The organism is Tenebrionibacter intestinalis (assembly GCF_016632365.1).
GTDB classification, from domain to species: domain Bacteria; phylum Pseudomonadota; class Gammaproteobacteria; order Enterobacterales; family Enterobacteriaceae; genus Tenebrionibacter; species Tenebrionibacter intestinalis.
This window is the reverse complement of the sequence record NZ_JAEPBH010000007.1, coordinates 1-26,734: the sequence shown is the minus strand read 5'-3', so window position 1 is coordinate 26,734 and position 26,734 is coordinate 1. Positions and strand designations below refer to the sequence as shown.

At 54.0% G+C, this 26,734-nt stretch carries 23 protein-coding genes; 5 read left to right on the top strand and 18 right to left on the bottom strand.

From position 1 onward, the window contains the following. Nucleotide 1 precedes the first annotated feature (1 nt). The 5 genes from sucA to sdhC form a co-directional block, all read right to left on the bottom strand. Nucleotides 2-2,809 (bottom strand): 2-oxoglutarate dehydrogenase E1 component, encoded by a 2,808-nt coding sequence (sucA, locus tag JJB97_RS03880; RefSeq protein ID WP_238712506.1) that lies wholly within the window; start codon nt 2,807-2,809, stop codon nt 2-4. Between the two features lie 886 nt (nt 2,810-3,695). Beyond that, nucleotides 3,696-4,412, bottom strand: a complete 717-nt coding sequence (locus JJB97_RS03875) for a succinate dehydrogenase iron-sulfur subunit (protein ID WP_238712504.1) — start codon at nt 4,410-4,412, stop codon at nt 3,696-3,698. A 16-nt stretch (nt 4,413-4,428) separates the two neighbouring features. Further along, the gene (sdhA, locus tag JJB97_RS03870) at nt 4,429-6,195 is read right to left on the bottom strand and encodes a succinate dehydrogenase flavoprotein subunit (protein ID WP_238712502.1); all 1,767 of its coding nucleotides are present in this window, start codon (nt 6,193-6,195) and stop codon (nt 4,429-4,431) included. After that, nucleotides 6,195-6,542, bottom strand: coding sequence for a succinate dehydrogenase membrane anchor subunit (gene sdhD, locus JJB97_RS03865; RefSeq protein WP_238712500.1), 348 nt, complete (start codon nt 6,540-6,542; stop codon nt 6,195-6,197). Before sdhD ends, sdhA begins: the two co-directional genes overlap by 1 nt. Beyond that, nucleotides 6,536-6,925, bottom strand: a complete 390-nt coding sequence (gene sdhC / locus JJB97_RS03860; protein ID WP_238712629.1) for a succinate dehydrogenase cytochrome b556 subunit — start codon at nt 6,923-6,925, stop codon at nt 6,536-6,538. Before sdhC ends, sdhD begins: the two co-directional genes overlap by 7 nt. Nucleotides 6,926-7,562: 637 nt before the next feature. On the opposite strand from sdhC, the gene JJB97_RS03855 reads away from it, so the two are divergent. Beyond that, nucleotides 7,563-8,849 (top strand): citrate synthase, encoded by a 1,287-nt coding sequence (locus JJB97_RS03855; RefSeq protein ID WP_238712498.1) that lies wholly within the window; start codon nt 7,563-7,565, stop codon nt 8,847-8,849. 319 nt (nt 8,850-9,168) lie between these two features. Here the strand turns inward: JJB97_RS03855 and nei are convergent, their stop codons facing one another. The 9 genes from nei to seqA form a co-directional block, all read right to left on the bottom strand. Further along, the gene (gene nei, locus JJB97_RS03850; RefSeq protein WP_238712496.1) at nt 9,169-9,960 is read right to left on the bottom strand and encodes an endonuclease VIII; all 792 of its coding nucleotides are present in this window, start codon (nt 9,958-9,960) and stop codon (nt 9,169-9,171) included. Nucleotides 9,961-9,980: 20 nt separating this feature from the next. Continuing rightward, complete coding sequence (gene pxpC / locus JJB97_RS03845; protein WP_238712495.1) at nt 9,981-10,916, bottom strand: 5-oxoprolinase subunit PxpC; 936 nt, start codon at nt 10,914-10,916, stop codon at nt 9,981-9,983. Then, entirely contained in the window at nt 10,910-11,566 is a 657-nt protein-coding gene (gene pxpB / locus JJB97_RS03840) for a 5-oxoprolinase subunit PxpB (protein ID WP_238712627.1), read from the bottom strand. Before pxpB ends, pxpC begins: the two co-directional genes overlap by 7 nt. Nucleotides 11,567-11,579: 13 nt before the next feature. Next, a complete protein-coding gene (locus JJB97_RS03835; protein ID WP_238712493.1) occupies nt 11,580-12,323 on the bottom strand; it encodes a type 2 GTP cyclohydrolase I in 744 nt (247 codons plus the stop codon). After that, complete coding sequence (gene phrB / locus JJB97_RS03830) at nt 12,320-13,753, bottom strand: deoxyribodipyrimidine photo-lyase (protein WP_238712491.1); 1,434 nt, start codon at nt 13,751-13,753, stop codon at nt 12,320-12,322. The genes JJB97_RS03835 and phrB overlap by 4 nt, the downstream gene beginning before the upstream one ends. A gap of 11 nt (nt 13,754-13,764) precedes the next feature. Then, nucleotides 13,765-14,721, bottom strand: coding sequence for a YbgA family protein (locus JJB97_RS03825; RefSeq protein WP_238712490.1), 957 nt, complete (start codon nt 14,719-14,721; stop codon nt 13,765-13,767). 384 nt (nt 14,722-15,105) lie between these two features. Next, the gene (locus tag JJB97_RS03820) at nt 15,106-15,312 is read right to left on the bottom strand and encodes a YbfA family protein (RefSeq protein ID WP_238712488.1); all 207 of its coding nucleotides are present in this window, start codon (nt 15,310-15,312) and stop codon (nt 15,106-15,108) included. Between the two features lie 626 nt (nt 15,313-15,938). After that, complete coding sequence (gene pgm, locus JJB97_RS03815; RefSeq protein ID WP_238712486.1) at nt 15,939-17,582, bottom strand: phosphoglucomutase (alpha-D-glucose-1,6-bisphosphate-dependent); 1,644 nt, start codon at nt 17,580-17,582, stop codon at nt 15,939-15,941. A gap of 24 nt (nt 17,583-17,606) precedes the next feature. After that, entirely contained in the window at nt 17,607-18,164 is a 558-nt protein-coding gene (seqA, locus tag JJB97_RS03810; protein WP_238712484.1) for a replication initiation negative regulator SeqA, read from the bottom strand. Between the two features lie 185 nt (nt 18,165-18,349). Between seqA and ybfF the strand changes: the two genes are divergently transcribed. The 4 genes from ybfF to fur all read left to right on the top strand — a co-directional run bounded on the left by ybfF (nt 18,350) and on the right by fur (nt 20,957). Then, the gene (gene ybfF / locus JJB97_RS03805; protein ID WP_238712482.1) at nt 18,350-19,126 is read left to right on the top strand and encodes an esterase; all 777 of its coding nucleotides are present in this window, start codon (nt 18,350-18,352) and stop codon (nt 19,124-19,126) included. A 124-nt stretch (nt 19,127-19,250) separates the two neighbouring features. Continuing rightward, nucleotides 19,251-19,532 carry a LexA regulated protein gene (ybfE, locus tag JJB97_RS03800; RefSeq protein WP_238712480.1) on the top strand — a complete coding sequence of 94 codons (282 nt, stop codon included), beginning with the start codon at nt 19,251-19,253 and terminating at the stop codon, nt 19,530-19,532. Between the two features lie 149 nt (nt 19,533-19,681). Next, on the top strand, nt 19,682-20,212 hold the full coding sequence (gene fldA / locus JJB97_RS03795; protein WP_238712478.1) for a flavodoxin FldA: 531 nt from the start codon (nt 19,682-19,684) through the stop codon (nt 20,210-20,212). 295 nt (nt 20,213-20,507) lie between these two features. Next, entirely contained in the window at nt 20,508-20,957 is a 450-nt protein-coding gene (gene fur, locus JJB97_RS03790) for a ferric iron uptake transcriptional regulator (RefSeq protein WP_238712476.1), read from the top strand. A gap of 115 nt (nt 20,958-21,072) precedes the next feature. Here fur and JJB97_RS03785 read toward each other — a convergent pair whose 3' ends face one another. From JJB97_RS03785 to chiP, 4 genes are all read right to left on the bottom strand, one after another. Beyond that, nucleotides 21,073-21,351, bottom strand: a complete 279-nt coding sequence (locus JJB97_RS03785) for a hypothetical protein (RefSeq protein WP_238712624.1) — start codon at nt 21,349-21,351, stop codon at nt 21,073-21,075. A gap of 353 nt (nt 21,352-21,704) precedes the next feature. Then, nucleotides 21,705-24,356: a beta-N-acetylhexosaminidase gene (locus JJB97_RS03780; protein WP_238712475.1), complete on the bottom strand. Its 2,652-nt coding sequence runs from the start codon at nt 24,354-24,356 to the stop codon at nt 21,705-21,707. 17 nt (nt 24,357-24,373) lie between these two features. Beyond that, nucleotides 24,374-24,700, bottom strand: a complete 327-nt coding sequence (gene chiQ, locus JJB97_RS03775; RefSeq protein ID WP_238712473.1) for a ChiQ/YbfN family lipoprotein — start codon at nt 24,698-24,700, stop codon at nt 24,374-24,376. Nucleotides 24,701-24,758: 58 nt separating this feature from the next. Then, complete coding sequence (chiP, locus tag JJB97_RS03770; protein ID WP_238712471.1) at nt 24,759-26,198, bottom strand: chitoporin ChiP; 1,440 nt, start codon at nt 26,196-26,198, stop codon at nt 24,759-24,761. Nucleotides 26,199-26,734 lie beyond the last annotated feature (536 nt).

Here is a 26,734-nt window from a genome sequence, read left to right as displayed (position 1 = left end):
ATCAATCGATGTTCAGCGCGTCGTTTACCAGATCCTGCTGCTGTTTCTGGTGAACGGACATATAGCCTACCGCCGGCGAGGCAGAGGCCGGGCGGCCTGCGTAGCGCAAGGCTGCCGTTGAAGGAATAGCTTCACGGAAGTGATGCTGGCTACAATACCACGCGCCCTGATTCAGCGGTTCTTCCTGACACCAGACAAAGTCTTTCACGTGCGCAAACGGCTTTAACGCGTCCTGCAGCGCCTGGTGCGGGAACGGATAGAGCTGTTCAACGCGTACAATGGCGACATCGTTTTGTTCACGCTTGCGGCGCTGTTCCAGCAAGTCGTAATAAACCTTACCGGAACAAAGCACCACGCGCTTCACGCCTTTTGGATCCAGTTCATCAACTTCGCCAATGGCAGGCTGGAACGTGCCGTTCGCCAGCTCATTGAGCGACGAAACCGCCAACGGGTGACGCAACAGCGATTTTGGCGACATCACCACCAGCGGACGACGCATACCGCGCAGCGCCTGACGACGCAACATGTGATAAACCTGAGCCGGCGTGGACGGCACGCAAACCTGCATATTCTGCTCAGCGCACAGTTGTAAATAGCGCTCAAGGCGAGCAGACGAATGCTCCGGCCCCTGCCCTTCGTAACCGTGCGGCAGCAGCATGACCAGACCACACATACGGCCCCATTTCTGCTCGCCGGAACTGATGAACTGATCGATAACCACCTGCGCGCCGTTGGCGAAATCGCCAAACTGCGCTTCCCAGATGGTCAGCGTGCGCGGCTCGGCTGTGGCATAGCCGTATTCAAACGCCAGCACAGCCTCTTCAGACAGCACGGAATCCCATACTTTAAAATCGCCCTGACCATTATGCACATGCGCAAGCGGAGTCCAGGTTGAACCGTTGCTCTGGTTGTGAATAACCGCATGGCGATGAAAGAACGTGCCGCGGCCTGAGTCTTCACCGGAAATACGCACCGGAATGCCTTCATCCACAAGCGTGGCGTAAGCCAGCGTTTCGGCGCCGCCCCAGTCAAACGGTTTTTCACCCGCGGCCATTAGCTGGCGATCGCTATAAATTTTTTCCACGCGGGATTGCATCGTAATGGCTTCCGGCACCGTGCTGATGCGCCTGGCCAGCTCCTGCAGGCGCTTCATGTCCACTTTATTGGGATAACTTTCATCCCATTCGTGGTTAAGATAAGGCGACCAGGTGAACGAATGCAGATTCATCGGACGCCACTCCTGTACCACACACTCGCCAGCATCCAGCGCATCGCGATACAGATTGACCATTTCCGTGGCGTCTTCCAGCGTTCCGATACCCTCCTGTTCCAGCTTGTCGGCATAGATTTTACGCGGCGTTGGATGTTTCTTTATTTTCTGGTACATCAGCGGCTGGGTTGCACTCGGTTCGTCGGCCTCGTTGTGGCCGTGGCGGCGATAGCAAACCAGGTCGATAAACACATCTCGCTTAAACGTATTACGGAAATCCAGCGCTAGGCGGGTAACGAACGCAACGGCTTGCGGATCGTCTGCGTTAACGTGGAAAATCGGCGCCTGCACCATTTTGCCAATATCAGTGCAGTATGGCGTTGAGCGCGCGTCCAGCGGGTTTGACGTGGTAAAACCCACCTGGTTGTTGATAACAATACGTACCGTGCCCCCCACTTCATAACCGCGGGCTTTGGACATATTCAGGGTTTCCTGCACAACACCCTGTCCGGTCACGGCCGCATCGCCATGAATGGTAATCGGCAAGACCTGGCTGCTGCCCGGCTGGGAGAGTCTGTCCAGACGCGCACGCACCGATCCCATCACCACCGGGCTAACAATTTCCAGGTGAGAAGGGTTAAACGCCAGCGCCAGATGCACCAGTCCGCCTTCGGTTTCCACATCAGAGGAGAAGCCCATATGGTATTTAACGTCGCCGGTACCGAGGTGCTCTTTATGCTTACCGGCAAACTCGTCAAACAGATCCTGCGGTTTTTTACCCAACACGTTAATCAATACATTAAGCCGCCCGCGGTGCGCCATACCCAGCACAACCTCTCGCGTACCGCTCTTGCCCGCATGGCGTATCATCTCTTTGAGCATAGGGATAAGCGCATCGCCGCCTTCGAGCGAGAAGCGCTTGGCGCCCGGGAATTTAGCGCCCAGATAGCGCTCCAGCCCTTCTGCAGCGGTCAGTTCGCTCAGAAAACGCTTTTTCTCCTCCACCGAAAATTCAGCATGTCCAACAACGGATTCAATCCGCTGTTGGATCCAGCGTTTCTCTTCCGTATTGGTGATGTGCATATATTCCGCGCCGATTGAGCCGCAATAAGTTTTCTTCAGGGCATCAATCAAATCGCCAAGCTTCATCGTATCTTTGCCAATCGCAAAGGAACCAACGTTAAAGCTTTCCTGAAAGTCGGCTTGCGTCAGATTATGGAAAGCAGGATCCAGATCCGGCACCACATCCTGTTTCCACAGGCCAAGCGGGTCAAGGTTTGCCTGCTGATGGCCTCGAAAACGGTAGGCGTTAATCAACTGGAGAACCTTCACCTGTTTGGCGTCAGTGTCCGGATCGGTAATAGACGTGGCGTAGCGCGTAGCGTCTTTAGCCAGACGACGGAAATAATCTCGGGTTTTGGAATGGAACTGATCCGGCCCGGCGCCAACGCCAGGTAACTGCTGGAACATGGCGCGCCAGGCGGCGTCCACTGAGTCAGGATCGGTTAAGAAATCTTCATAGAGCTGCTCTATCCAGGACTGGTTCGCGCCAGAAAGATAAGAAGAGTCCAGCCAGGCTTTCATTGCGCCGTTCTGCATCGTGATCCTTAAGCCTATTTTTGCTTATTCGCCGTGGATAACTATTACGCACGCCAAAGCGCGCGTGACCTGCGATTCCAGGGCGAGCATAGTACCCAGCTCGCGAAGGAACCTTTAAAAACCGCTTTTCATCTACGTCATTCGGGCTGCGACGGCGTTGCCCTGCTTCGCTCACCCTGGTCACATAGCCTTCTACGCTCCCGGGAATTTGCTCTGCGGCCGCCTTGTCTCGCGCCGAATGACGTGATGAATATTCACGCCAGCCAGTCTGCGACGGCGTTGGCCTGCTTCGCTCACCCCGGTCACATAGCCTTCTATGCTCCCGGGAATTTGCTCTGCGGCCGCCTTGTCTCGCGCCGAAGACGTGATGAATATTCACGCCAGCCAGTCTGCGACAGCGTTGGCCTGCTTCGCTCACCCCGGTCACATAGCCTTCTATGCTCCCGGGAATTTGCTCTGCGGCCGCCTTGTCTCGCGCCGAATGACGTGATGAATATTCACGCCAGCCAGTCTGCGACGGCGTTGGCCTGCTTCGCTCACCCCGGTCACATAGCCTTCTATGCTCCCGGGAATTTGCTCTGCGGCCGCCTTGTCTCGCGCCGAAGACGTGATGAATATTCACGCCAGCCAGTCTGCGACAGCGTTGGCCTGCTTCGCTCACCCCGGTCACATAGCCTTCTATGCTCCCGGGGATCTGCTCTGCGGCCGCCTTGTCTCGCGCCGAATGACGTGATGAATATTCACGCCAGCCAGTCTGCGACGGCGTTGGCCTGCTTCGCTCCTTTTGCCGATGTAATAAAATACCTAAGCAGCGGTTTTTAAAGATTTCCTGTCATGACTCTTTTACACTACCGGGAGCGCTCGCTCCCGGTATCTTTACCTGCTTTTACGCATTTTTTTGCAGTAACATTGACTTAATGTGACCGATGGCGCGCGTCGGGTTTAATCCCTTCGGACAAACGCTGACGCAGTTCATAATACCGTGACAGCGGAATACGCTGAACGCATCGCTTAAGCCGTCAAGCCGGCTGCGGGTTTCGGTATCACGGCTGTCAATCAAAAAACGATACGCTGCCAACAGTCCTGCCGGACCAATGAACTTATCCGGATTCCACCAGAAAGAAGGACAGGACGTTGAGCAACAGGCACACAAAATACACTCATACAGTCCGTCCAGTTTTTCACGCTGCGCAGGGCTTTGCAGGTGTTCGCGCGCAGGTGGATTCCGCCCATTATTCAACAGGTAAGGTTTGATTTTCTCATATTGCGCATAGAATTGCCCCATATCTACGACCAGATCCCTGACAACCGGCAGCCCGGGCAGGGGGCGGATCACAATTTTCTGTTTTCCGTTGCCAAGGGCAGAAACAGGCGTAATACAGGCCAGGCCATTTTTACCATTCATGTTCACGCCGTCAGAACCGCAGACGCCTTCGCGGCAGGAGCGGCGAAACGCCAGCGTCGGATCTTTTTCTTTGAGCTGAATAAGCGCATCGAGCAACATCATGTCGCGCCCGTCTTCAGCTTCCAGCACGTACTCCTGCATACGCGGCGCAGTATCGACATCCGGGTTGTAACGATAGATTGAAAATTCGAGCTTCATCACCTTGCCTCCGCGATTAGTAAGTACGTATTTTCGGCGGGAACGCCGCACGCAGTTTCGGTTCCATATTCACCTTGCGGCGCGTCATGGCATCCTGCTGCGGTAAATACACGGAGTGGCATAGCCAGTTCTCATCATCCCTGTCCGGGTAGTCGAAACGGCTGTGAGCGCCGCGGCTCTCAGTACGGTAGTTAGCCGACATAGCGGTGGCGTAAGCGGTTTCCATCAGGTTATCAAGCTCAAGGCACTCCACGCGCTGAGTATTGAATTCGCTGGAAGTATCGTCCAGCCGGGCATTCTTCAGACGTTCGCGAATCGTTTTAAGCTGCTCCAGCCCTTTCGCCATTGCCTCGCCTTCACGAAACACGGAGAAATTGTGCTGCATACATTCCTGCAGCGCTTTACGAATCTGTACCGGGTCTTCACCGCTGCGGTTGCCGTTCCAGCGATTAAGGCGCTCCAGAGAGGCTTCAACATCGGACTCGCTGGCGTCACGCAGCGTCCCCTGCTCAGAAATAGATTCCTGTAAATGCACGCCCGCCGCGCGGCCGAAAACGACAAGGTCAAGCAACGAGTTGCCGCCGAGGCGGTTAGCGCCATGCACCGATACACAGGCGATTTCACCTACGGCAAACAAACCCGGAATGAGCACATCCTCGCCCTGCGCATTGACGGTCAGCGCCTGGCCGCTTACGCGAGTGGGGATGCCCCCCATCATATAATGGCAGGTAGGGATAACCGGAATCGGCTCTTTAACCGGGTCTACGTGCGCGAAAGTACGCGACAGCTCCAGGATGCCCGGCAGGCGGGATTCCAGCACCTCTTTGCCCAGATGATCGAGCTTCAGTTTGGCATGCGGCCCCCAGGGGCCATCGCAGCCGCGGCCCTCGCGAATTTCAATCATGATAGAGCGCGCCACCACGTCTCGACCGGCCAGATCTTTCGCATTTGGCGCATAACGCTCCATAAAGCGCTCGCCGTGCTTATTCAGCAAATAGCCGCCTTCGCCGCGACACCCCTCGGTAACAAGCACCCCGGCTCCGGCAATGCCGGTTGGGTGAAACTGCCACATTTCCATATCCTGCACTGGCACCCCAGCGCGCAGCGCCATGCCAACGCCATCGCCGGTATTGATGTGCGCGTTAGTGGTGGACTGGTAAATACGCCCTGCGCCGCCGGTCGCCAGCACCGTTGCGCGGGCCTTAAAGTAGACGACTTCGCCGGTTTCAATGCACAACGCAGTACACCCAACCACGGCACCGTCCTGGTTTTTCACCAAATCGAGCGCATACCATTCGGAGAAAATTGTGGTGTGATTTTTAAGGTTCTGCTGATAAAGCGTATGCAACAGCGCATGACCGGTACGATCCGCGGCGGCAGCGGTACGCGCTGCCTGTTCGCCGCCGAAGTTTTTAGACTGGCCGCCGAACGGGCGCTGATAAATGCGCCCATCGTCGAGGCGGGAAAACGGCAACCCCATATGCTCCAGCTCCAGAATCGCTTCCGGGCCAGTTTTGCACATATACTCAATAGCGTCCTGGTCACCGATATAATCGGACCCTTTTACCGTATCGTACATATGCCATTCCCAGTTATCTTCATGGGAATTGCCGAGCGCAACGGTAATGCCCCCCTGCGCAGATACCGTATGAGAACGTGTAGGAAACACTTTAGACAACAGCGCGCAGGACTGGCCCGACCGGGAAATTTGCAGCGCGGCGCGCATACCCGCCCCCCCTGCGCCGATAACAACAGCATCAAACTCTCTGACTGGCAATTTCATTACACACCCCACACCACAACAAATCCATAAATGACGTAGACCAGCAGCGCCACAACGATAGCAAGCTGGAGAAACAGGCGAATCGCCACAGGTTTGACGTAATCGGTCAACACCTGCCACATGCCGATCCAGGCATGAATAAGTGTGGAAAGCAGCGTGAGCAACGTGAAGACTTTGGTGAAGCCTGAGGAGAAGAAGCCAGTCCACAGCGTCCAGGTCAGTTCGCCAGCGGTTGCGAAAAAGACCACCATGTAGATGACGTAAAGCGTGATAACAATTGCGGTAGCGCGAACCAGCAGGAAGTCCTGGATGCCGTTGCGCCCCAGAGCGGAAGCATTGCTTACCATACCAGTACTCCTGCCAGAATGGATAACACGACGGTGATAACAAAAGAGACGTTAGCAGAACGCGTGCCTGCCTCGAACGATTCTTCCAGATAGCCCGCGTCCATCAACAAATGGCGAACACCCACAACAACGTGATAAGCCAGCGCCGTCAGGATGCCCCACATAATGAACTTGACGAAAAAGCCGCTCATAATGGATGAAGCGACCAGGAAACCTTCTTGTGATGAGAGAGACAGCCCCAGTATCCAAAGCAGAATACCGACCGCCACAAAGGTGATCACGCCGGAAACGCGGTGGAGAATGGACGCGATAGCCGTTACAGGAAATCGGATCGTAGTGAGATCCAAATTAACAGGTCTTTGTTTTTTCACGGTTTTGCCCACAATGCTGTTATTATTTTGTTCCCTCCTCCGGATCTGCGGGCGGGTCAGACAGCGCCTGTTTCTATAACTCTGCGTCATGTAAAAACAACTGCATCCAGATGTTAAATTGACGGGTTACTACGCTGGGTGGCTCGGGATAGCAGAGTGTTCCGGAGACCTGGCGGCAGTATAGGTCGTTCACAATATCATTACAATTGACCCACAAACACTTTGCCCTCTTTTGGTCTGAACAGTGACTTACATCACGATTAAAACAATATTTTAATTTTTACTCATTGAAATTGACAAAAGTTAAACAATTTTGTTACAAACAACGGCGAACCATCCCTATAATTCATGAAAGTTACCTGGTCACTCTTTCACCCATGAAAAAGTTATGTAACAGTGAGGGGTCTTGACCGATGTAACCAGGCCCGGTATTAGTGGTACATAAAGAACATCACAACGGTTGCTAACCACCTGATTTATTCACGTTTCATACTGTACTATGCACTGCCTGCACGCCGCCTGACACTCTGTACCCTGGTTTCCTCCTCTGACACAGAGTCACGCGCCATAAAACAAACTGGCAACATAGCGAATAACATGAATCAGGCGCTGGCAGCCCTGTCCTATAAAGGCGCTAAGGAGACCATAAATGGCTGATAAAAAAGCAACGCTTACCTGTAATGGCGACACCGTTGAACTGGACGTGCTAAAAGGCACGCTCGGGCAGGATGTGTTAGACGTTCGTACGCTTGGCTCAAAAGGGGTGTTCACCTTCGATCCCGGTTTTACCTCCACGGCTTCCTGCGAATCCAAAATCACCTTTATCGACGGCGATGAAGGTATTTTATTGCACCGCGGCTACCCTATCGATCAACTGGCAACCCAGTCGAACTATCTGGAAGTGTGCTATATCCTGCTGTACGGCGAAAAGCCGACCCCGGAAGAATATAGAGAATTCATCATTACCGTAACGCGCCATACCATGATTCACGAGCAGATTACGCGACTGTTCCACGGCTTTCGCCGCGACTCCCACCCTATGGCGGTAATGTGCGGCGTAACCGGCGCGCTGGCGGCGTTTTACCACGACTCGCTGGATGTCAATAATCCACGACACCGCGAAATTGCCGCATTCCGTCTGCTGTCGAAAATGCCGACTATGGCGGCTATGTGCTACAAATATTCTATCGGTCAGCCGTTTGTCTACCCGCGTAATGATCTCTCCTACGCGGGTAACTTCCTGAATATGATGTTCTCCACGCCGTGCGAAGAGTACAAAGTGAACCCTGTGCTGGAGCGGGCGATGGATCGTATTCTGATTCTGCATGCTGACCACGAACAGAACGCCTCCACCTCCACCGTGCGCACGGCGGGTTCATCGGGCGCTAACCCGTTTGCCTGCATCGCCGCCGGTATCGCTTCGCTATGGGGGCCGGCGCACGGCGGCGCGAATGAAGCCTGTCTGAAAATGCTGGAAGAGATTAATTCTGTGGATCATATCCCTGAGTTTCTGCGCCGTGCGAAGGACAAGAATGACTCTTTCCGCCTGATGGGTTTTGGTCATCGCGTCTATAAGAATTACGATCCACGCGCAACCGTTATGCGCGAAACCTGCCATGAAGTGCTTAACGAACTTGGCATGAAAGACGATCTGTTAGAAGTCGCAATGGAGCTTGAACACATTGCGCTTAACGACCCCTACTTCATCGAACGTAAGCTGTACCCGAACGTTGACTTCTATTCCGGCATTATTCTGAAAGCAATGGGGATTCCGTCTTCCATGTTCACGGTTATCTTCGCGATGGCGCGCACCATCGGCTGGATTGCGCACTGGAATGAAATGCATGACGACGGTATTAAAATTGCGCGCCCCCGCCAACTGTATACCGGTTATACGCAGCGCGAATTTACATCCGATCTGAAAAAAAATTCATAACGGGCAACCTGGGCCAGTTATCAATACGGGCCGAACGACATCGGCCCGTATTGCCAGTCAAAGCAACGCCAGGCATTCAGACTGTTGACAAAAAAGGAAAAAACGGGGTTTTTCCTTCTTTGTGGTAAGCAGGCGAAAAACAATGCCTTGATTTTCCTTATTTTTTATTGTACTTCATCCATCCTGTCTGCGCCAGGATGGGGTTTGTCAGCAGTCTCGCATTGATATTGATTTTACAATCGCTAAGCACAACCCGGGAAAAGCGTTCTACCCGCTTTATCCTGCCGTCTTCGCTGCGCAGCCGCCTACGCGCAACGACTTATTTCTGACAGCGCGCGCACCAGTAAAAGGGACGCGATGCCAGCGTCATTTTTTCTATGACGCCCCCGCAGCGCTCACAGCGTTCCCCGTCGCGATGAAAAACATGAAAACGAAACAGCGCCCCATGATGGCGGTTTTCATCGACTTTACCCCGGGTCTGATATGACAGACGCGCAATATCAAGACAGGCGCGGGCCAGCGCATCAAGCTGTTGTGTCGTCAAATCTACGGCGCGATGCCGGGGCGCCAGTTGCGCCTGCCAGAGGATTTCTACCCGCAGATAATTTCCCAACCCGGCAAGGAAAGCCTGATCCAGTAACAGGCCGGCAAACTGGCGGCGACAAAATCGCGGCGACAAAAGCCGCGCTTTAACCTGTTCTGCCGTTAACGTCATATCCAGCACGTCCGGCCCCACACGCTGCAAAAAAGGGTGTGAAGCCAGGCCCGCTTCATCAAGCATGACGATATCAGAGGCGCTGTAAAGCAAAATGGCCTTGTCCGCCGTTTCCAGCCGAACCCGCAGGCTGCGCTTGCTTTCCGGCTGCTCACCGGCCCTCGCCACACGCCACACTCCGTAAAGCTGGTTATGGCTGTAAAGCGTCTGACCGCTGGAAAAATGGGTCAATAACGCTTTACCTCGCGTCTCAATGCGATCGATGCATTCCCCGGTAAGCAAGGGTTCATAAGTTTTTAAACCGGGGAAGGCAAACCAGACCTGCGTCAACGGCTTGCCGAGCACCGCCTCTTCCAGCCGATCCGCCGCGCGGCGAATCTCCGGGCCTTCAGGCATAGCAACTATCCTTCGTAAAATCAGGCGCCCGACTCGCCGTTAAGCTGCCAGGTCAGTTGTTCAAAATAAACCCGCTGCTCGCGCCGCGCCTTTAGCGCTTCTTCCAGCGAGCACTGCACAAAATGAATCGGCTCGCCCAGACGGACCTGTGCAAGGTGATGCAGATCGGCTTCGATAATGCAGGCAATTCGCGGATAGCCGCCGGTCGTCTGCGCATCGTTCATCAGAACAATTGGCTGTCCGCTATGCGGCACCTGTACAACGCCAGGCAGCAACCCGTGCGAAGTCAGCTCGCGTAGCGCTTCGCGCTCCAGCGTCTGGCCCTGCAGGCGGTAGCCCATGCGATTGCTCTGCGGGCTAATCTGCCACGGCAAACGCCAGAAATTTTCTTTCGCTTCGCGGCTAAATTCACAATATTCCGGCCCCGGCAGCGCGCGAATGCGGTTACCCCGCAATAACTGTCTGACGCCGCGCGCTTCACTAAAGGTTCGCCCGGGCAGCGCGGCAAGCTCATCGCCGTCGCGTAGCTCCCGCCCCTCAACCCCACCAAAAGCGCCTTTCAAATCGGTGCTACGCGATCCCATTATCTCAGGGACATCCAGACCGCCTGCGACTGCCAGATAGCTGCGCATCCCGCGCTGCGGCATCGTTAAGCGCAGGCGCTGCCCGGCTTTTGCCGGTTGCCGCCAGCCAGTCCAGACAGGCTTATCATCCAGTTGCGCCGCACAGTCGGCCCCCGTCAGGGCGAACCATCCGTCGCGGGTAAATTCAATCAGACAGTTTCCCAGCGTGATTTCCAGCGCGGCTGCGCCCGGATCATTGCCCACCAGCACATTGGCAACAATCAGTGACGGCATATCCAGCGCCCCGCTACGGCTTACGCCGCCCATCCGGTAGCCGGCGCGCCCCCGATCCTGTACCGTGGTCAGTATTCCAGCGCGAAGCATCTTCAACATACCCCCTCCTTTTGCGGAATAAAGCGCACGGTATCGCCAGGGCTAAGCAGCGTCGGCGTTTCCCGACATGGGTCGAACAAGCGCAGCGACGTGCGGCCAATCAACTGCCAGCCCCCCGGCGTTTCCAGCGGATAGATACCGGTCTGACTACCACCAATGCCGACAGAACCCGCCGGTACCGCCAGGCGCGGCACATCGCGTCGCGCCACCGCCAGTCTGTCAGGCAGCCCGCCGAGATAAGGAAATCCCGGCTGAAACCCCAACAGCCAGACAACATAATCCACACTGCTATGGCATTCCACGACCTGGCGCTCGCTCAACCCAACGCGCTGCGCCACCAATGCCAGGTCCGGCCCCGCCGTTTTACCGTAAATGACCGGAATATCCACCCGCCGCGAGGTTAGCTCAATAGCGTCGCTCTCCTCCCACCAGCGCTGCAGACGCTCAATCGCACCCAGCGCGTCGGCGTCAGGATCCCGCAGGATCACAGTCAGGTTATTCATTCCCGGAATCGCCTCCATAACCGAAGGCATATCCGCCAGCCGGCGCACCAGCCCCCAAATTCGCTTCTGGCTTTGCAGAGTAACCGGCGGCTCCAGTTCCAGCACCACCGCCCCTTCTCCCAGCAAATAACAGCGCGCTCGTTGCACATCTACCTCACAGTCAAGCAGGATTAGGAATATCGACAAACGTCACGTTTAGCTCCGTAGCGGCATCCAGCCACTCTCCCAGCGCGCGAATGCCGCCGCGCTCGGTCGCATGATGTCCGGCGGCATAGAAATGCAGCCCCTGTTCACGCGCTGAATGGATGGTCTGCTCAGAAACTTCGCCGGTAATAAAGGCATCCACGCCAAAACGCGCGGCGGCGTCAATAAAACCCTGCCCGCCGCCGCTACACCAGGCCACGCGCTTTATCACATCCGGCCCGGCATCGCCGCACCAAAGTGGCTTGCGGCCCAGGCGCGCCTCCAGCCAGGAAGCCAGCTCAAGGCCCGGCACGGGCAAACGCATCTCGCCCCAGAGCACCAGCGGCTCAATTTCCCCTTTCACCTCGATACCCAGCAGGTTCGCCAGTTGCGCATTGTTGCCAAGCTCCGGGTGCGCATCCAGCGGCAGGTGCCATCCGTAAAGATTGATATCATTCGCCAGCAGCGCCTTCAGGCGGCGGCGTTTCATACCACAAATCACTGGCGATTCATTTTTCCAGAAGTAACCATGATGCACGATAATGGCGTCCGCCTGCTGACGTACCGCTTCATCCACCAGCGCCTGGCTGGCCGTCACGCCGACCACCACATTTTGTATATTCTCCCGCCCTTCAACCTGAAGACCGTTCGGGACATAATCGCTGAAGGCTGCGCTGTTCAGTTTTTCATTGATCAACGTTTCCAGTTCAACATTTTTCATACTGCTTTTTCCTTATTTTTACGGGCGGCCTGATAGGCCGCCAGCGCCGCAGCGCGCGCCTGTTTATGCTCCACTATCGGTCGGGGATAATCGAGGCGATAACCGTTTTTTTCCGCCCAGCGCCACGGTTCATGAACCGCTTTACCCGGCACAACATTAAGCTCTGGCACCCAGTAGCGGATAAAATCGCCTTGTGCGTCAAATCGCAGGCCCTGCGTAGTCGGGTTAAAGATGCGAAACCAGGGGGAGGCATCGGTTCCGGTTGAGGCCGACCACTGCCAACCGCCATTGTTAGCGGCTAAATCGCCATCCACAAGCCGGGAGATAAAATAACGTTCTCCTTCGCGCCAGTCGATAAGCAAATCCTTAACCAGGAAACTCGCCGCCACCATACGCAGGCGATTGTGCATCCAGCCTGTCGCATTCAACTGCCGCATAGCCGCATCAATAATCGGATAGCCGGTATAGCCCTCCTGCCATGCCCGCAGCGCTTTTGCGTTATTCCGCCATTTTACTTTTTCCGTCCAGTCAATGAAGGAACGGTGGCAACACAACGCCGGGTTGTATGTTAACAGATGGCGGTAGAATTCCCGCCATATCAATTGATTAAGCCAGACAGCGCCGCTATCGCCTTCAAGCGCGCCGGGATGCTCCGCCAGCAGGCCATGCAGACACTGCCGCGGCGACAGCACGCCGACGGTAAGATACGCAGAAAGCAGGCTGGTGCCATTTAACGCCGGGAAATCGCGCTGCGCCAGATAATCTTTTGCCGCATGTCGGCAAAACTGGCGCAGCCGATAAAGCGCCGCCATTTCACCAACCGGGAATAATTGCGCATCCACTTCCTGCTGCGGATAGTCAAACCTGCAATGCGCAGGCGCCTTTACTGCTCCGCTTTCCCGCGCCTGCGGAGCAGGCAGACGCATCGGCGTCTCTTCCCGCAAGCGATGCAAAAAAGCCTTACTAAACGGCGTAAATACTTTATACATCGCGTGGTTGCCGGTCGTAATACTGCCGGGAGCGAGCAGTACGCTATCGTCAAACCCCTGACAGAGCACCTTATCGCCCAGCGCCTTTTCCACCGCCGCATCGCGCCGCCGCTCGTTAAGTTCATACTGATAATTGTAAAAAAGCGCATCGACATCATTATCAGCGCAGTATGTTTTAATCACGCCTGCACAGGCGGCGAAATCGTGCGCAGCCAACACGCGCAGCGGGATCCCCTTTGCCGCCAGCGACGCCTGCAGCATATCAACGTGCTGCTGGATAAACCAGGCCTGGCGCGGCGCCATATTGTGCAAACGCCACTGCCCGGGCGTGGCGATAAACAACGCCAGCACACGCGCCTTACTATTACGGCAGGCTGCGGCGAGCGCCAGGTTATCATGAATACGCAAATCGTTACGAAACCAGACCAGATGAATGGGCATAATGTTCCTGATTACTGACCATAACGCAGGCGCAGCGCTTCAGGGCAGGGATCGAAATAGCGCTGCCGGGCAAGATAAGCATCGGGATATTCCGCCAGGTAGTGCTTGAGTAACGTCATCGGGGCTAACAGCGGCTGAGTCCCCTGGCGATAACGTTCAATAAGCTGCGCCAGTTCCTTGCGCTGACGCGCGTTAAGCTGCTTGCGAAAATAGCCCTGGATATGCATGAGCACATTAGTATGATTACGGCGGTCGGGGAGATAAGAAAGGATATCCATCAGCCGCTGGCGATAGGCCAAAAAGTAAGCTTGCGGATCTGGCCACTGATGCAATTGTGCAACAAATGGCCCCAGTTCACGGTATTTGGGTTGAGAGTGAGCCATCAACAACAGTTTGTATCGGCTGTGAAAAGCAATCAATCCGGCACGGGTCAGGCCATCACGCCGCAGCTGGTTCAGTTCCTGCAACGCGCAAATACGCTCCATAAAATTTTCCCGCAGTTCCGGGTCGTGCAACCGCCCGTCCTCCTCCACCGGCATCCAGGGAAAACGCGTCATGAGTTCTGCAGTGTAAAGGCCGCGGCCTGTTTTGCGGTTATTTTTACTTTCAGGTTCGTAAACGCGCACGCGCTCCATACCGCAGGTAGGCGACTTTGCACAAACAATATAACCGCACAGGTGGTCAAACCGTTCGACGCGTGCGCGCGCATAGCGCTGCATCTGTTCGGTCAACTCGCCCTCACGGCCGTCGCTAAAACGCAGCGCAATATCACCGTGTGGCGTGTTTACCAGCCGCAGCGCCGGGCGCGGCACCGGCAGACCAATGGCGACCTCCGGGCAAACCGGTTCAAATTCCACCCAGGGGGAAAGCGACTGTACGGCAAATGCCAGCCTCTTGTGCCCACCATCAAAGCGCACGTCTTCGCCCAGCAAACAGGCGCTGATACCAACGGGAATTTTCTCGGCCATGCTCGCTCCTTTTCGCTAAACAGTAAAAGTGTAGCCAGGCGCCGACCGGGAAAGATTGAATAAATGAAGAACGCCCCCGCAGGAGGCATGCTGACCAAATAAAAAGTAACGAGGCCGGGTAATTACGGGCCTCAATATGGCATGATTTTTTGCATTAACAGGACGGTTATTCAAAAACAGCCTTAACGGACCCGGCATTACGCCCGCAGGAAGCGCCAGAATAGTAGCAAAGAGGGCAAAACCGCGGTTTTGCCCTCTTTAATGTTTAACAGCCGAAAATCAACGTGTTGTCTTAACGAATTTCTACTGCAGGCCTTTCGGGCCAGTGTCGTTCAACCTGAAGTTTGTCGCCGGCCTGACGCCTCCCACAGAGGACGACAGTGGTCAGTAAAAATCCCCGGCAGCTTGTTCAGCCTGGTCCATCCACACCGGTTTATCACTGGTTTTCGTCCACACGCGATGCAGATAACTATAAAAGCGAGCACGGTCTTTCCAGAGCAGCATTACCGGTAGCGCAATAACACCTGCGACGATAACAAAAGCGCGACGCAGGAAAACCTGATGCGCAGGATAGCGTTTATACATAGACATCGTTTTCCTCCTGGCTAAGAAGTCATCATATTGATGTAAGAATCATACTGCTCTGACTGAAATTTTACTACTCATCCGACCAGAAAAAGCCTTCTTTTTTAATTTTTCATACTAAATCCGTAAATAAGTTACCACTTAGTTAATATATTACTAATCATTAGTTAATTAATGGCCTTAGCGACGCTTATTTCCTCATCGTACCGAACGCCGGCGCTTTTACGCTTTTATGGAGGAGAAAGTCTGCATGGCGTAGCAAGGAAGGGGATACCCGGACGTAACGTTAAGCCGTAACAGCGCCGGGCGCAGAAAACCCGCTATTATCGCCGCTTTTCCCGGTCTGCTGGCCGGGCAATAGCGGGGAAACGGCAATCGTTCAGCCAGTTGACAAAACAGGTAAGCAAGCGGGCTAAGGAAGCGCCTGACGTCAGACTGAGGTCGTGGATAAACGCCCCGGCTGCACAAAGCGGGACATAATGCTCTTTGCCATATCGTTGCTTATCCGGCCATGTGCCGGAAAATATTCACCGCGCCTTAAAAAGCACCCGGACGCATTTTCAAAAACAGACTGCTCTAAAAATGTCGGCCGGGCCGTTAGCGCACGCCGGAATTGATTTAACCGGACAGCTTTATTTTGCGTTTTTCAGCACTTCGTTGACGATATCCACCGCTTCTTTTTCAATCAGCAGGCGGTGCTCTTCGCCAAGGAAGCTTTCACAATAGATTTTGTAGGCATCTTCCGTGCCGGATGGGCGAGCGGCAAACCAACCATTTTCCGTCATGACCTTCAAACCGCCAATAGATGCGCCATTGCCGGGCGCTGCGGTCAGGCGCGCAGTGATCGGATCGCCTGCCAGCATGCTGGCGCTCACCCTATCCGGCGACAGCTTAGACAGCGCCGCCTTTTGCGCGCAAGTCGCTCCTGCCTGCAAACGGTTATAGCTCGGCGCGCCGAAGCGCGCGGCCAGTTCGTCATAGTGCTGTTGGGGATTCTTGCCGGTAACGGCGGTGATCTCCGCTGCCAGCAAGCACATAATAATGCCGTCTTTATCTGTAGACCACGGCGTGCCGTCAAAGCGCAGGAAAGAAGCCCCCGCGCTTTCTTCGCCGCCAAAGCCGAAACTGCCGTCGTACAGGCCATCAACGAACCATTTGAAGCCTACCGGCACTTCTACCAGCCTGCGGCCCAGATCGTTAACCACGCGGTCGATCATCGCTGATGAAACCAGCGTTTTTCCCACTGCCACATCCTGCTTCCACTGCGGACGATGCCGGAACAGATAATTGATGGCCACCGCCAGATAGTGGTTCGGGTTCATTAGCCCGGCCGGTGTAACGATACCGTGGCGGTCATAATCCGGATCGTTGGCGAAGGCCAGATCGAACTTATCGCGCAACGCCAGCAGCCCGGCCATTGCGCACTCCGAGGAACAATCCATGCGGATCGCGCCGTCTTTATCAAGGTGCATAAAGCGGAAGGTTTGATCCACATGGTCGTTAACAATGGTCAAATCAAGCGCGTAGAACTCAGCAATGCGCTTCCAGTATTTAATACCGGAACCACCGAGCGGATCGACGCCAAGCTTAAGACCCGCTTTGCGAATAGCCGCCATATCTACGATGCTCGCCAGCCCTTCAACATACGGCTGCACCAGATCCTTTTCCTGAATCCGCCCGCCCGCCCAGGCCTGGTCGAGCGCCAGACGTTTCACACCCTGCAGGCCATCTGCGAGCAGCGCGTTGGCGCGGTCTTCAATCACCTTTGTAACGTTGGTATCCGCAGGGCCGCCGTTAGGCGGATTATATTTAATGCCGCCGTCATCCGGGGGGTTATGAGAAGGCGTAATAACGATGCCGTCCGCCTGCGCGCCGGGCTGTTTGTTATGTTCAAGAATTGCGTTAGAGATCGCAGGCGTTGGCGTATAGCCGTTATCCTGTTGAACAATGACGTCCACACCGTTAGCGCTCAGCACTTCCAGTACTGAGATAAACGCCGGCTCAGACAGCGCGTGGGTATCTTTGCCCACAAAGCAGGGGCCGGTGATGCCGTTTGCCGCGCGAGTTTCCGCCACAGCCTGAGCGATAGCCAGAATATGCGGCTCATTGAAGCTGTGACGCGCCGCGCTGCCGCGGTGCCCGGACGTGCCGAACTTTACCGCATGCTCCGGATTGTCCGCCTGCGGGCGCAACACATAATACTGCGCGGTGAGCTGTGCAACGTTTATCAAATCGCTTTGTTGTGCAGGCTGTCCCGCACGCTTGTGGTTAGCCATTGGCCTGGTCCTTTTGACGCAAAGTTAAACTGTGCCGCAAACCTTCTCAGTCAGCTCCGCCGGGAACTGCATTGACTGCATGATGTGTTCAATCATGCTGCGTTTGCGGTCCGTATTGGTATTGGTAATTACCCAATAAGGGGTACCTGGCACCTGTTTTGGTTTGGTCTGATTGCCGCTGTGCAACAGCGTGCGCTCGTCACTGGCGAAATAGGTGCGGGTACGGCCATGCAACGATTCCGTCGCCTGAGCAAATGCATCGCCGTCCAGGGCATAGAGCGTGGAAAGTATCAGCAGAAAACGATTTACCGCCTTCTTTTGCTCGGCATATTCATCAGAAAGGAGCAGTTCTCGCACGGCGCGCACGCGCTCACGGGCGGTTCGCATCGCCGGTTTTTCCGCCACGACAACCGGCGCGTTCACAACAGGCAACATCGCTTTAATGGGAGAGGAAGTCTCGACAGGCTGGCTGGCGGAGAATTTAAGCATACGTCGTAAAATGTCGGACGCGCTTTCGCCAATATGCAGGGTATGACTGGCAATATAGCGATACAGCTCGTCATCAACTTCAATCGTTTTCATCTTAATCCAGTGCAGTAATATCTTCTGAATACAAGTCGTTGTGATTATAAGGTCTAATCCCAACAGCGGATAGCGTCAAACCGGCGTAGCGGCAAAAGTCGGACTTTCGCCGTATACCTGGCGCCGCCTGGCAGAATGCAAAACATGATACCCTAACCTGACCCACTCAAAAAAAGAACTTTGCTATGATTCTTAACGCTCGCCTGCAAACTGCGCAAAACGCCGCGTCATCGTCTCCTGTCGTGCTGATTCACGGGCTGTTCGGCAGCCTCGACAATCTCGGCGTACTGGCCCGCGATCTGGCATATTCTCACGATGTGCTACAGCTTGATTTGCGTAACCACGGCCTGTCGCCGCGCAGCGATGAAATGACCTATGCGGCAATGGCCCGGGACGTGCTGGAAACGCTTGACGAATACGGAATAAAACAGGTTACGCCGATCGGACATTCAATGGGGGGAAAGGTCGCTATGGCGCTAAGCGCGCTGGCGCCGGAACGTCTCGACAAGCTGGTGGTTATCGATATTGCCCCCGTCGCCTATCCGGTACGCCGCCATGATAAAATTTTTGCCGCGATTCGCGCTGTCAGTAACGCGGGCGTGACCACACGTCAGGATGCCGCGGAAATCATGCGTAAGCATCTCGCAGAGGAGGGGGTGATTCAGTTTCTGCTAAAATCTTTTTCTCAGGGCGGCTGGCGCTTCAATGTCCCGGCGCTATGGAATAACTACGACGATATTCTCGGCTGGGAGCCGGTTCCCGCGTGGGATCGTCCGGCGCTGTTTATCCGCGGCGGCGAGTCGCCTTATATTCAGGATTCCTGCCGCGACACGCTGCTAAAACAGTTTCCCCGGTCGCGCGCATACGTTATCGCCGGCGCCGGTCACTGGGCGCATGCCGAAAAACCGCAGGCCGTATTGCGCGCGATACACCGCTTTCTAAATGATGTCGCGCCTGTTTAAAAACCCATCGACCGGTTTCCCCCGGTCGTGAACACGTTGGCGCGCCCGGTTTCACTCATGTATGATGGCGCGCTGTTAATGCTTCAGAACCCGCGACACGAGCCTGTATCCTGTCATTTTAATCATGGCCAAAGAACAAACGGACCGAACGACGCTCGATCTGTTCGCCGATGAACGGCGGCCAGGTCGCCCTAAAACCAATCCGCTTTCCCGCGATGAGCAGTTGCGCATCAATAAGCGTAACCAGCTTAAGCGCGATAAAGTACGCGGCCTTAAGCGCGTGGAGCTTAAACTCAACGCCGACGCCGTGGACGCGCTAAATGCGCTGGCGAAGGCGCGCGACATGAGCCGCAGCGAGCTTATCGAAGAAATGCTGTTGCAACAGTTACAGCATAAGCCGCGCTGACGCCTGCTTTATTTATCCCGAATATGTTGCATACTGTGCACCCTGCGGCAATAGCGGTTTCCGCCGCGCGCGAGCATCTGCTATGATTGGCGTATCTGTGGGCTTTATGTGGCCACCATCCTGTTAAGTATCAAGAGGTTATTGTACTCATGGCAATCGTAGGCATTTTCTTCGGCAGCGACACCGGCAACACCGAAAATATCGCAAAAATGATTCAGAAACAGCTTGGTAAAGATGTTGCCGAGGTACATGACATTGCTAAAAGCAGTAAAGAAGACCTCGAAGGATTCGACATTCTGATGTTGGGTATCCCTACCTGGTACTATGGTGAAGCGCAGTGCGACTGGGATGATTTCTTCCCAACGCTGGAAGACATCGATTTTAACGGCAAACTGGTGGCCTTGTTTGGCTGCGGCGACCAGGAGGATTACGCGGAATACTTCTGCGATGCGCTGGGAACTCTGCGCGATATTATCGAACCGAAAGGCGCCACCATTGTAGGCCACTGGCCGACGGAAGGCTATCACTTCGAAGCCTCAAAGGGGCTTGCAGACGACACCCATTTCCTGGGGCTGGCCATTGACGAAGATCGCCAACCGGAACTCACCGGCGAGCGCGTAGAAAAATGGGTGAAGCAGGTTTCAGAAGAATTGCGTCTGAACGACATCATTAACGCCTGAGACTATTTCAACGCGCGGCGCTTTCAATACGCGCCGCGTTAATAGATAATGCCGATAACTATGATTGTTACAAAGATTTAACTTACGCACTGTTTAACTGTACACTATCCGCAATATTTCACGGGGAAATGGGCTTTTTAGTCTCTCCAACGAAACACTTTGATAGCGCCTTAGCGCTTTTTACACAGTTTCTATTTGGCACCGCCGGTTCTATAATGAAACACATTTATAATTTCGAATAATGCTATGCAGTGCTCCCCCTCGGGGATTAATTAAGCTACAGGACAAAATCCGCATGACTGACAATAATACCGCATTAAAAAAGGCCGGCCTGAAAGTCACGCTTCCCCGGTTAAAGATCCTGGAAGTGCTACAGGAGCCTGATAACCACCATGTCAGTGCGGAAGATCTGTATAAGCGGCTGATCGATATGGGCGAGGAAATTGGTCTGGCAACGGTTTACCGCGTGCTTAACCAGTTTGACGACGCCGGTATTGTTACACGCCACAACTTCGAAGGCGGCAAATCCGTTTTTGAACTGACCCAGCAGCATCATCATGACCATCTGATTTGCCTTGACTGCGGTAAAGTCATTGAATTTAGCGATGATTCTATCGAGGCACGCCAGCGTGAAATCGCTCAGCGCCACAATATTCGTCTTACCAACCACAGTCTGTATCTTTACGGTCACTGTGCTGAAGGCGATTGCCGCGAAGACGACAGCGCCCACGACAGCGACGCTTAACCGTAACGTAAAAACCGAAGTATCGCTGCTTCGGTTTTTTACATCCTGCAAGCGTGGCGTATTCAAAAAGATATCTGAGGCGAACCTTAAGCGTACTGCAATAAAGCATTCGGCGTTATGAATTCATACTTTCCTGATGTTCGGTCATCACATAACGAAATTCAATATTGCCGGCATTCAGGCAAACGGTACGCACGTGGCGGTTGCAGATAAACCAGATTTCATCGCGATCGTTTGACAAAATATAGTAGGCGTCTGCCGATTCTGATGGGTTAAAACATCCCAGTACGCGGTAAGCATTGCCTGTAGAAAAACCGCTTCGCAGCGGCAGCGGCCTCGGTCCTTCTTCAAGCTGCACAATTTTTACGTAGAGTCCTTGTTCAAGCCAGAGCATGCGTTCCCCTTCCGATCGGTTATCGTTAGACAGGTACATCTTCACCAGAACATATCACCGTATGGCGTTTAGCGGCTTCCACTCAACTCAACGCTAACGATAGAAAATGCAGGCAGTGACTAAAGCGTAGAGACTCTTTCATTTTTCGTCACTACGCGGCGCTTTGGCATATTCTTAATCATAAAAAACCCGACGCGAGCGCCGGGCCTGAGCATAATAGAGGTGTCAAGCGGGGGAAGTAACCTTTTTGCGGCTAACAGTACAAAATTAACGCATTGATTTTAAAATTATTAGTGGATCATGCGGCCTGGCACAAGGCGCCAGGCCCTTTTATCAAACGTTTACGCTGCCGTTTAATTGACCGGCGTCACACGGCTAAAGCGCTTACCGTCCGGGCTGACGCTGCGAATCAGTACCGCATCGCTAACCTGCGGCCGGGCGCTATCGTCGTAACGCTGCCAGGTTTTACCGCCATCGGTGGAGTACTGGATACCTAAACCCGGCAGCGCAATGTTTGCCTCCAGCGTGCCGGAAACAATACGCGCGCCCGGCACCGACAGTCGCCAGGCGATATCCGGGTTGATTTTCGCCAGTTCACGTTGCCCCAACAGGTTAGCAAACCGCTCCCAGTCATTCGCCAGCGCGGCCTTGTCTACAAAGTGGGTTTCGCCCCCCTTAAATTCACGGCCGGTTTTGTAGTCCAGCTCCCAGCCTGCGCGATGCCACGCACGCTCAGCAACGGAAAACAGGCGGGGAAACAGGCGATATTCAAGCTGGTCGTCGGTGCGCACAACTTCGCTCCACACCTGTGCGGATATGCCATAAGCGCCCGGCCAGTTTTTGTCAGAACCGGACGTGAAAGCGTTACCATCGCGATCGACAGACGTTTCCGCATTCTGCGGCATATTGTTCGGCGCAAAGGCAAAAATTTTGCGCTCATCGCTAAAGCGGGTGCCCCAGTAGAAGCCGGGTTCACGCGGATCCACTTCCTGAGGGAAATCGAGATAGAGATAGTCAGGATTGGAAACGGTAACTTCATAGCCTTTATTCGCCCAGTCGTTCACCGAATCCGCCCCGCCCCAGTAGAGGGTATCCCAGAAGTTAACGCCCACGCGTTTGGTGGCAAATTCTGAGGCATCTTTCACGCCTTTCAGGCCATCCTGCCAGGCCATCATTTTATCTATACCATGAGCGTTAACAATTTTACTGACCTGTAGCGCGAACCAGCCCGGCAGGTGTTCCAGATCCGCTACCTTGCCTTCTTTGAGCATCGTCTGGCAAATCCGGGATTTTGCCCACGGCTTGTCCTGTTTACTGATATCGATACGGCCTTTGCCCTCTTGCGGGTTATTTTTATCGGTATAACCTGCTCCCAGATAAATATTTTTGGCTTCATCGCCGCCAAAGTGCCAGGTCTTCAGCGGCTGCCCGGCCTCTTTATGCATGCTTTGAATCTCGCCAATAACCTTATCTACAAAGTTGCGCGAGGATCCCATGCACGGGTTCAAATAGCCGGTACGATCGTAATACTGCACGCCGGTCGTGTTAGACGTATCGGTCGGATCAAGCAGGCGATACTGATTCGCCTCTTTCTCTTTTCCTTCTTTCATTAAACGATCGTAGCGCGCTTCCATCGAGATAACGGCCGCACGCGCGTGCGCAGGCATATCGATTTCAGGGATAACCTGAACGTGCCGTGCAGCGGCATACTTCACAATATCAATGTAATCAGCGCGGGTGAACCAACCGCTGCCATTCGTATTAGCGTCCGGGCCTGAGCCAAGCTGCGGCAGCAGGCAGCTTTTTTCCGTAAGATCGTGGCAGCGCTTACCTCCCACCTCCGTCAGTTCTGGCAAGCCCGGAATTTCAATACGCCAGCCTTCGTCGTCGGAAAGATGGAAATGGAATTTATTCATTTTCAGCGCTGCTATCTGATCGATCGCGCGCAGGATTGCAGATTTGGTATGGAGGTTGCGCGCCACGTCGATAAACATACCGCGATAGGCAAAGCGCGGCGCATCTTTCACATCCAGCGCGGCAATCTTTTTATCCCCCTCCGCAGGGATTAGCGACATAATGGACTGCAAACCATAAAACACGCCCGCCGCATCATAGCCGGTAATGACCGCGCCTTGCTCACCGATACTGAGCGTATAAGCGCCTGAAACAGCATCATTACCACTAAAGGCCTCTGTTTTCACTTCGCTGCGCACAGGGTAGCCCGCGCCCGTTTTCACGCCCAGCCTGGCAAAGCGCGCCTGCACAGCATTGATCGTCGCTTTATCCAGCGACGCCAGCTCCAGCTTCACGCCTTTGCTCAGATCCACATCCTGGGCATGTACCGTAACGGCCTTCGGCGTCGGTAAAATCTGCCCGCGCAGCGCGCTTGCGTTAAGCCGCTTCACATCGCTGTTTTTCTCAAAACGCGTCCGGGCCGTCATTAAAATATTGTTGTCTTCCGGCGTGCGTTTCCACTGCTCGCCAATCGGCGTAACAAATTGCTCCAGATCCTCAGTATCGGTGCTGGCAATCACTTTCGGTTTGGCCTCACCGGAAGTTACATACCATCGCGGGATCGCATCGGACATAAAAATTTGCCAGTATTCGTTAACGATCGGAATATCAACCGTGCCGTTCGTCGGAAAGCCAGTAAATTTGTCCGTCGGTTCCAGCTTGTGCAAATCACCGACTATGTGGGTAATCTTAAACTGATCGCTGTCCGTTTTCAGGATCATACGAATGCTGGGAAACCAGATAGTCCAGTCCTTGCTGGTTATAGCCTCACCCGGGTTGGTCAGCTTTATGGTTGCTTTATTGCAGGAAGCCCAGTCGGCGCCCAGCGCAGCGCAGTCCACGCCGTGCTGCGCCGCGTGGTTATCATTAACGGTATAGTTAAGCTTCAGTTTGCTGATGCTATCGACCGTCTCCTGCCCGGCCAAAGCCATGCCACTCCATAAAAGCGCGGAGATCGCGCCGCCTGTTACGCTCGCTTTAAACTTTTTCATCTGCTCGATCCTTTGATTTAAGGGTTGGTGGCGTGGCTCTGTTGCCAGATTTTTTCACATACTGTTGCAGCAGCCCGATCGTTGCCGCTTTTTCTGGCCTGAATACACTGCTGATATTGCGCAGGCGCAATGGTCTCTTTCCGCTCATTTGCTGCATCCTGCTTTGCCTTTTCAGCCGCCTTCGGCATGCTTTCACAGGCTTTTAATTTTTCCGGCGCTCCTTGCGCCGCCTGAATGCAGGTTTCCCAGGCCTGCTTTAAACGAACATCTTCACGGGGGGCCTGTGAGCGGCTGCAGGCGCTCAGGCCCAGCACCGCCAGCGCGATAACCAATATTTTTTTCATATCGTTTCCCTTTCTCGCCAGCCGAAGCAGTCAGCGCTTCTTCAACCCGGCGTCAGAATCAGAAAAGAGTAAATGGCGCGATAACCATGAATTTCACGTCTCGCTCGTCCTGGAAGATATTTCCATAGCCGCCGCTCCAGCTTGGGATATCGCTATGGTTATCGTATTCAGTGAAGTGCAGTTTAAAGAGCGTCCCTTTAGCGCGGCCTTCCTGTACGGTGTACATCGCATCCAGGCTATAGGCGGATTCCTTCAAACGCTGGCTTTGGTCGAAGACAGGGTTGGTACTGGGCTTAGCATCCCAGCCGTAAGCCCAGGAAGCGCCTAGCGCCCAGCCGGGTAAGTTCCAGTTGCTGAGATCGTACATTGCGCCAAAGAATATGGCTTTTTCACCGTTGGCGTTGAAATCAGAGCGGTTATCCCACCACACGTCAAGCCGCCCGTTGGAAGAAGCATAGGTTGGCGTCATACGCTGTAGAAAGAAGCCCTGATTGCCTTCTGCCCTGACCCAGGTTCCTTCCAGGCGCAGGTCGAGCTGGCCAATTTTGTAGCCCAACGTCAGCGCCTGTAGCCAGGCGGCGCCGTCATAAATGTCGTTGTCGCCTTCGCTAAATCTGTCACGCGCGCCATAGAACTGATAGCTACTGGTAAGCGGACGCCCGGCTAGATCAAATTTGTAGCGGGCTTTGCCAAAGTATTGATCCATAAAGCCTTCCGCTTGCCCAAACGCCGCTTCCAGCACCAGATCGTTTTTGAAATCGTACTTTGCGCCGATGGAGTGCAGATAGCGCACCCGGGTAGTCCGATCGGCCTGGTAGAATTTATCGGTTTTTGTGTGCCACGGCGCTTTATACTTATTAGCCCACATCCAGGAGACGCTCAGCGCCCCCGCGTCGCCATAATCAACATTCGTACCGATCTCCGCCCCCTGGTAGGTTCCCGGCATAAAACTCCAGTGAGGCGCGAGCAGCGTCTGCCCTGTCGGCTGGATATACCCGGCGCGCGCCCACACCGGGCCATATTTGAACTTCGCCGCAGCCTTATAGAGGCTTATGCCGCTCTTATCGCCCGACCAGTCTTCATCGTAGGTTCGGTCGCTGGAAGAAAAGGCGATTTCATTCGGATGCGCGCTGGCGGAAGCCTCAGCCATTTCAATTGCAGTGAAAACGCCAATATCAAGGCCAAACATATCGGCGGCATAGCCGGACTGAAAATCCAGGCTGGCATTCCAGGTCGCGTGCGACAGATTAGTTTTATATTTTTTGTAATCAGGGTTTTGTACCGTAACGTCTGCGCCATCCAGGGCCGCTTCATTTTTGGTGGGGTTAAGGTCTTTACGGTCGCGCTCACGCTGCCAGTAATAAATACCGCCGGTAAGGGAGGCGTCGTCGATAAAACCAGCGGCTTTTGTTTCAGGCATTGCTACAAATCCAGAAAGCGCGGTTACAGACGCAACAGCAAGCGCCAGCGTATTACGTTTGCCACTAAACGTACGCATATGAAAATTCCTCTTTGACGTAATTCAAACATTGCCCGCCAGAAAAGGCGGCAGGCTTAAAATAAAAATGCCCACAGGCCAGGCTGTGTCCCTTAAACTTCATGATGCTGGATTAAGGAATGCAGTCTAATACCCTGAGTGAATAGCGTTTTTACACCATCCCCAACGGAATCAGACTATTTTTTGCAGCGCGAATTATCAACAGTTATTCATAGTTAATGTGCAGATTATGACGAAGTGCACATATTTTGTGAGCATATGTAAATAAATTCGCAGAATCGGAAGGAATAAAATAAATGATTATAAATCAAAGAAATATTATTTAAATTTCGAATTAAAAGCCATTTAAACCAGCTTATGACCGGCGCGGTTCGGTGGAAACAGGCAACCCTGTAATAAAGTTAATTCGCATAACGAATATTTTATTCATTGCTATAAACACAAAGAGGGCAAAACAGGATTGTGCCCTCTTTGTCATTAATCTAAAAACGCCGCAGACGCGCTGAGGGATCCCCATAAATCAGCGCTAATAAACC

Excerpts from the sequence above, each read along its gene's own strand:
- sucA (WP_238712506.1), bottom strand. The coding sequence starts at position 2,809 with ATGCAGAACGGCGCAATGAAAGCCTGGCTGGACTCTTCTTATCTTTCT.
- JJB97_RS03785 (WP_238712624.1), bottom strand. The coding sequence starts at position 21,351 with ATGCTCTGGCTTGAACAAGGACTCTACGTAAAAATTGTGCAGCTTGAA.
- pgm (WP_238712486.1), bottom strand. The coding sequence starts at position 17,582 with ATGGCTAACCACAAGCGTGCGGGACAGCCTGCACAACAAAGCGATTTG.
- chiP (WP_238712471.1), bottom strand. The coding sequence starts at position 26,198 with ATGCGTACGTTTAGTGGCAAACGTAATACGCTGGCGCTTGCTGTTGCG.
- JJB97_RS03855 (WP_238712498.1), top strand. The coding sequence starts at position 7,563 with ATGGCTGATAAAAAAGCAACGCTTACCTGTAATGGCGACACCGTTGAA.
- fldA (WP_238712478.1), top strand. The coding sequence starts at position 19,682 with ATGGCAATCGTAGGCATTTTCTTCGGCAGCGACACCGGCAACACCGAA.
- phrB (WP_238712491.1), bottom strand. The coding sequence starts at position 13,753 with ATGCCCATTCATCTGGTCTGGTTTCGTAACGATTTGCGTATTCATGAT.
- chiQ (WP_238712473.1), bottom strand. The coding sequence starts at position 24,700 with ATGAAAAAAATATTGGTTATCGCGCTGGCGGTGCTGGGCCTGAGCGCC.
- ybfE (WP_238712480.1), top strand. The coding sequence starts at position 19,251 with ATGGCCAAAGAACAAACGGACCGAACGACGCTCGATCTGTTCGCCGAT.
- sdhD (WP_238712500.1), bottom strand. The coding sequence starts at position 6,542 with ATGGTAAGCAATGCTTCCGCTCTGGGGCGCAACGGCATCCAGGACTTC.
- pxpC (WP_238712495.1), bottom strand. The coding sequence starts at position 10,916 with ATGTTGAAGATGCTTCGCGCTGGAATACTGACCACGGTACAGGATCGG.
- JJB97_RS03835 (WP_238712493.1), bottom strand. The coding sequence starts at position 12,323 with ATGAAAAATGTTGAACTGGAAACGTTGATCAATGAAAAACTGAACAGC.
- seqA (WP_238712484.1), bottom strand. The coding sequence starts at position 18,164 with ATGAAAACGATTGAAGTTGATGACGAGCTGTATCGCTATATTGCCAGT.
- JJB97_RS03780 (WP_238712475.1), bottom strand. The coding sequence starts at position 24,356 with ATGAAAAAGTTTAAAGCGAGCGTAACAGGCGGCGCGATCTCCGCGCTT.
- ybfF (WP_238712482.1), top strand. The coding sequence starts at position 18,350 with ATGATTCTTAACGCTCGCCTGCAAACTGCGCAAAACGCCGCGTCATCG.
- JJB97_RS03825 (WP_238712490.1), bottom strand. The coding sequence starts at position 14,721 with ATGGCCGAGAAAATTCCCGTTGGTATCAGCGCCTGTTTGCTGGGCGAA.
- JJB97_RS03875 (WP_238712504.1), bottom strand. The coding sequence starts at position 4,412 with ATGAAGCTCGAATTTTCAATCTATCGTTACAACCCGGATGTCGATACT.
- JJB97_RS03820 (WP_238712488.1), bottom strand. The coding sequence starts at position 15,312 with ATGTCTATGTATAAACGCTATCCTGCGCATCAGGTTTTCCTGCGTCGC.
- sdhA (WP_238712502.1), bottom strand. The coding sequence starts at position 6,195 with ATGAAATTGCCAGTCAGAGAGTTTGATGCTGTTGTTATCGGCGCAGGG.
- fur (WP_238712476.1), top strand. The coding sequence starts at position 20,508 with ATGACTGACAATAATACCGCATTAAAAAAGGCCGGCCTGAAAGTCACG.
- nei (WP_238712496.1), bottom strand. The coding sequence starts at position 9,960 with ATGCCTGAAGGCCCGGAGATTCGCCGCGCGGCGGATCGGCTGGAAGAG.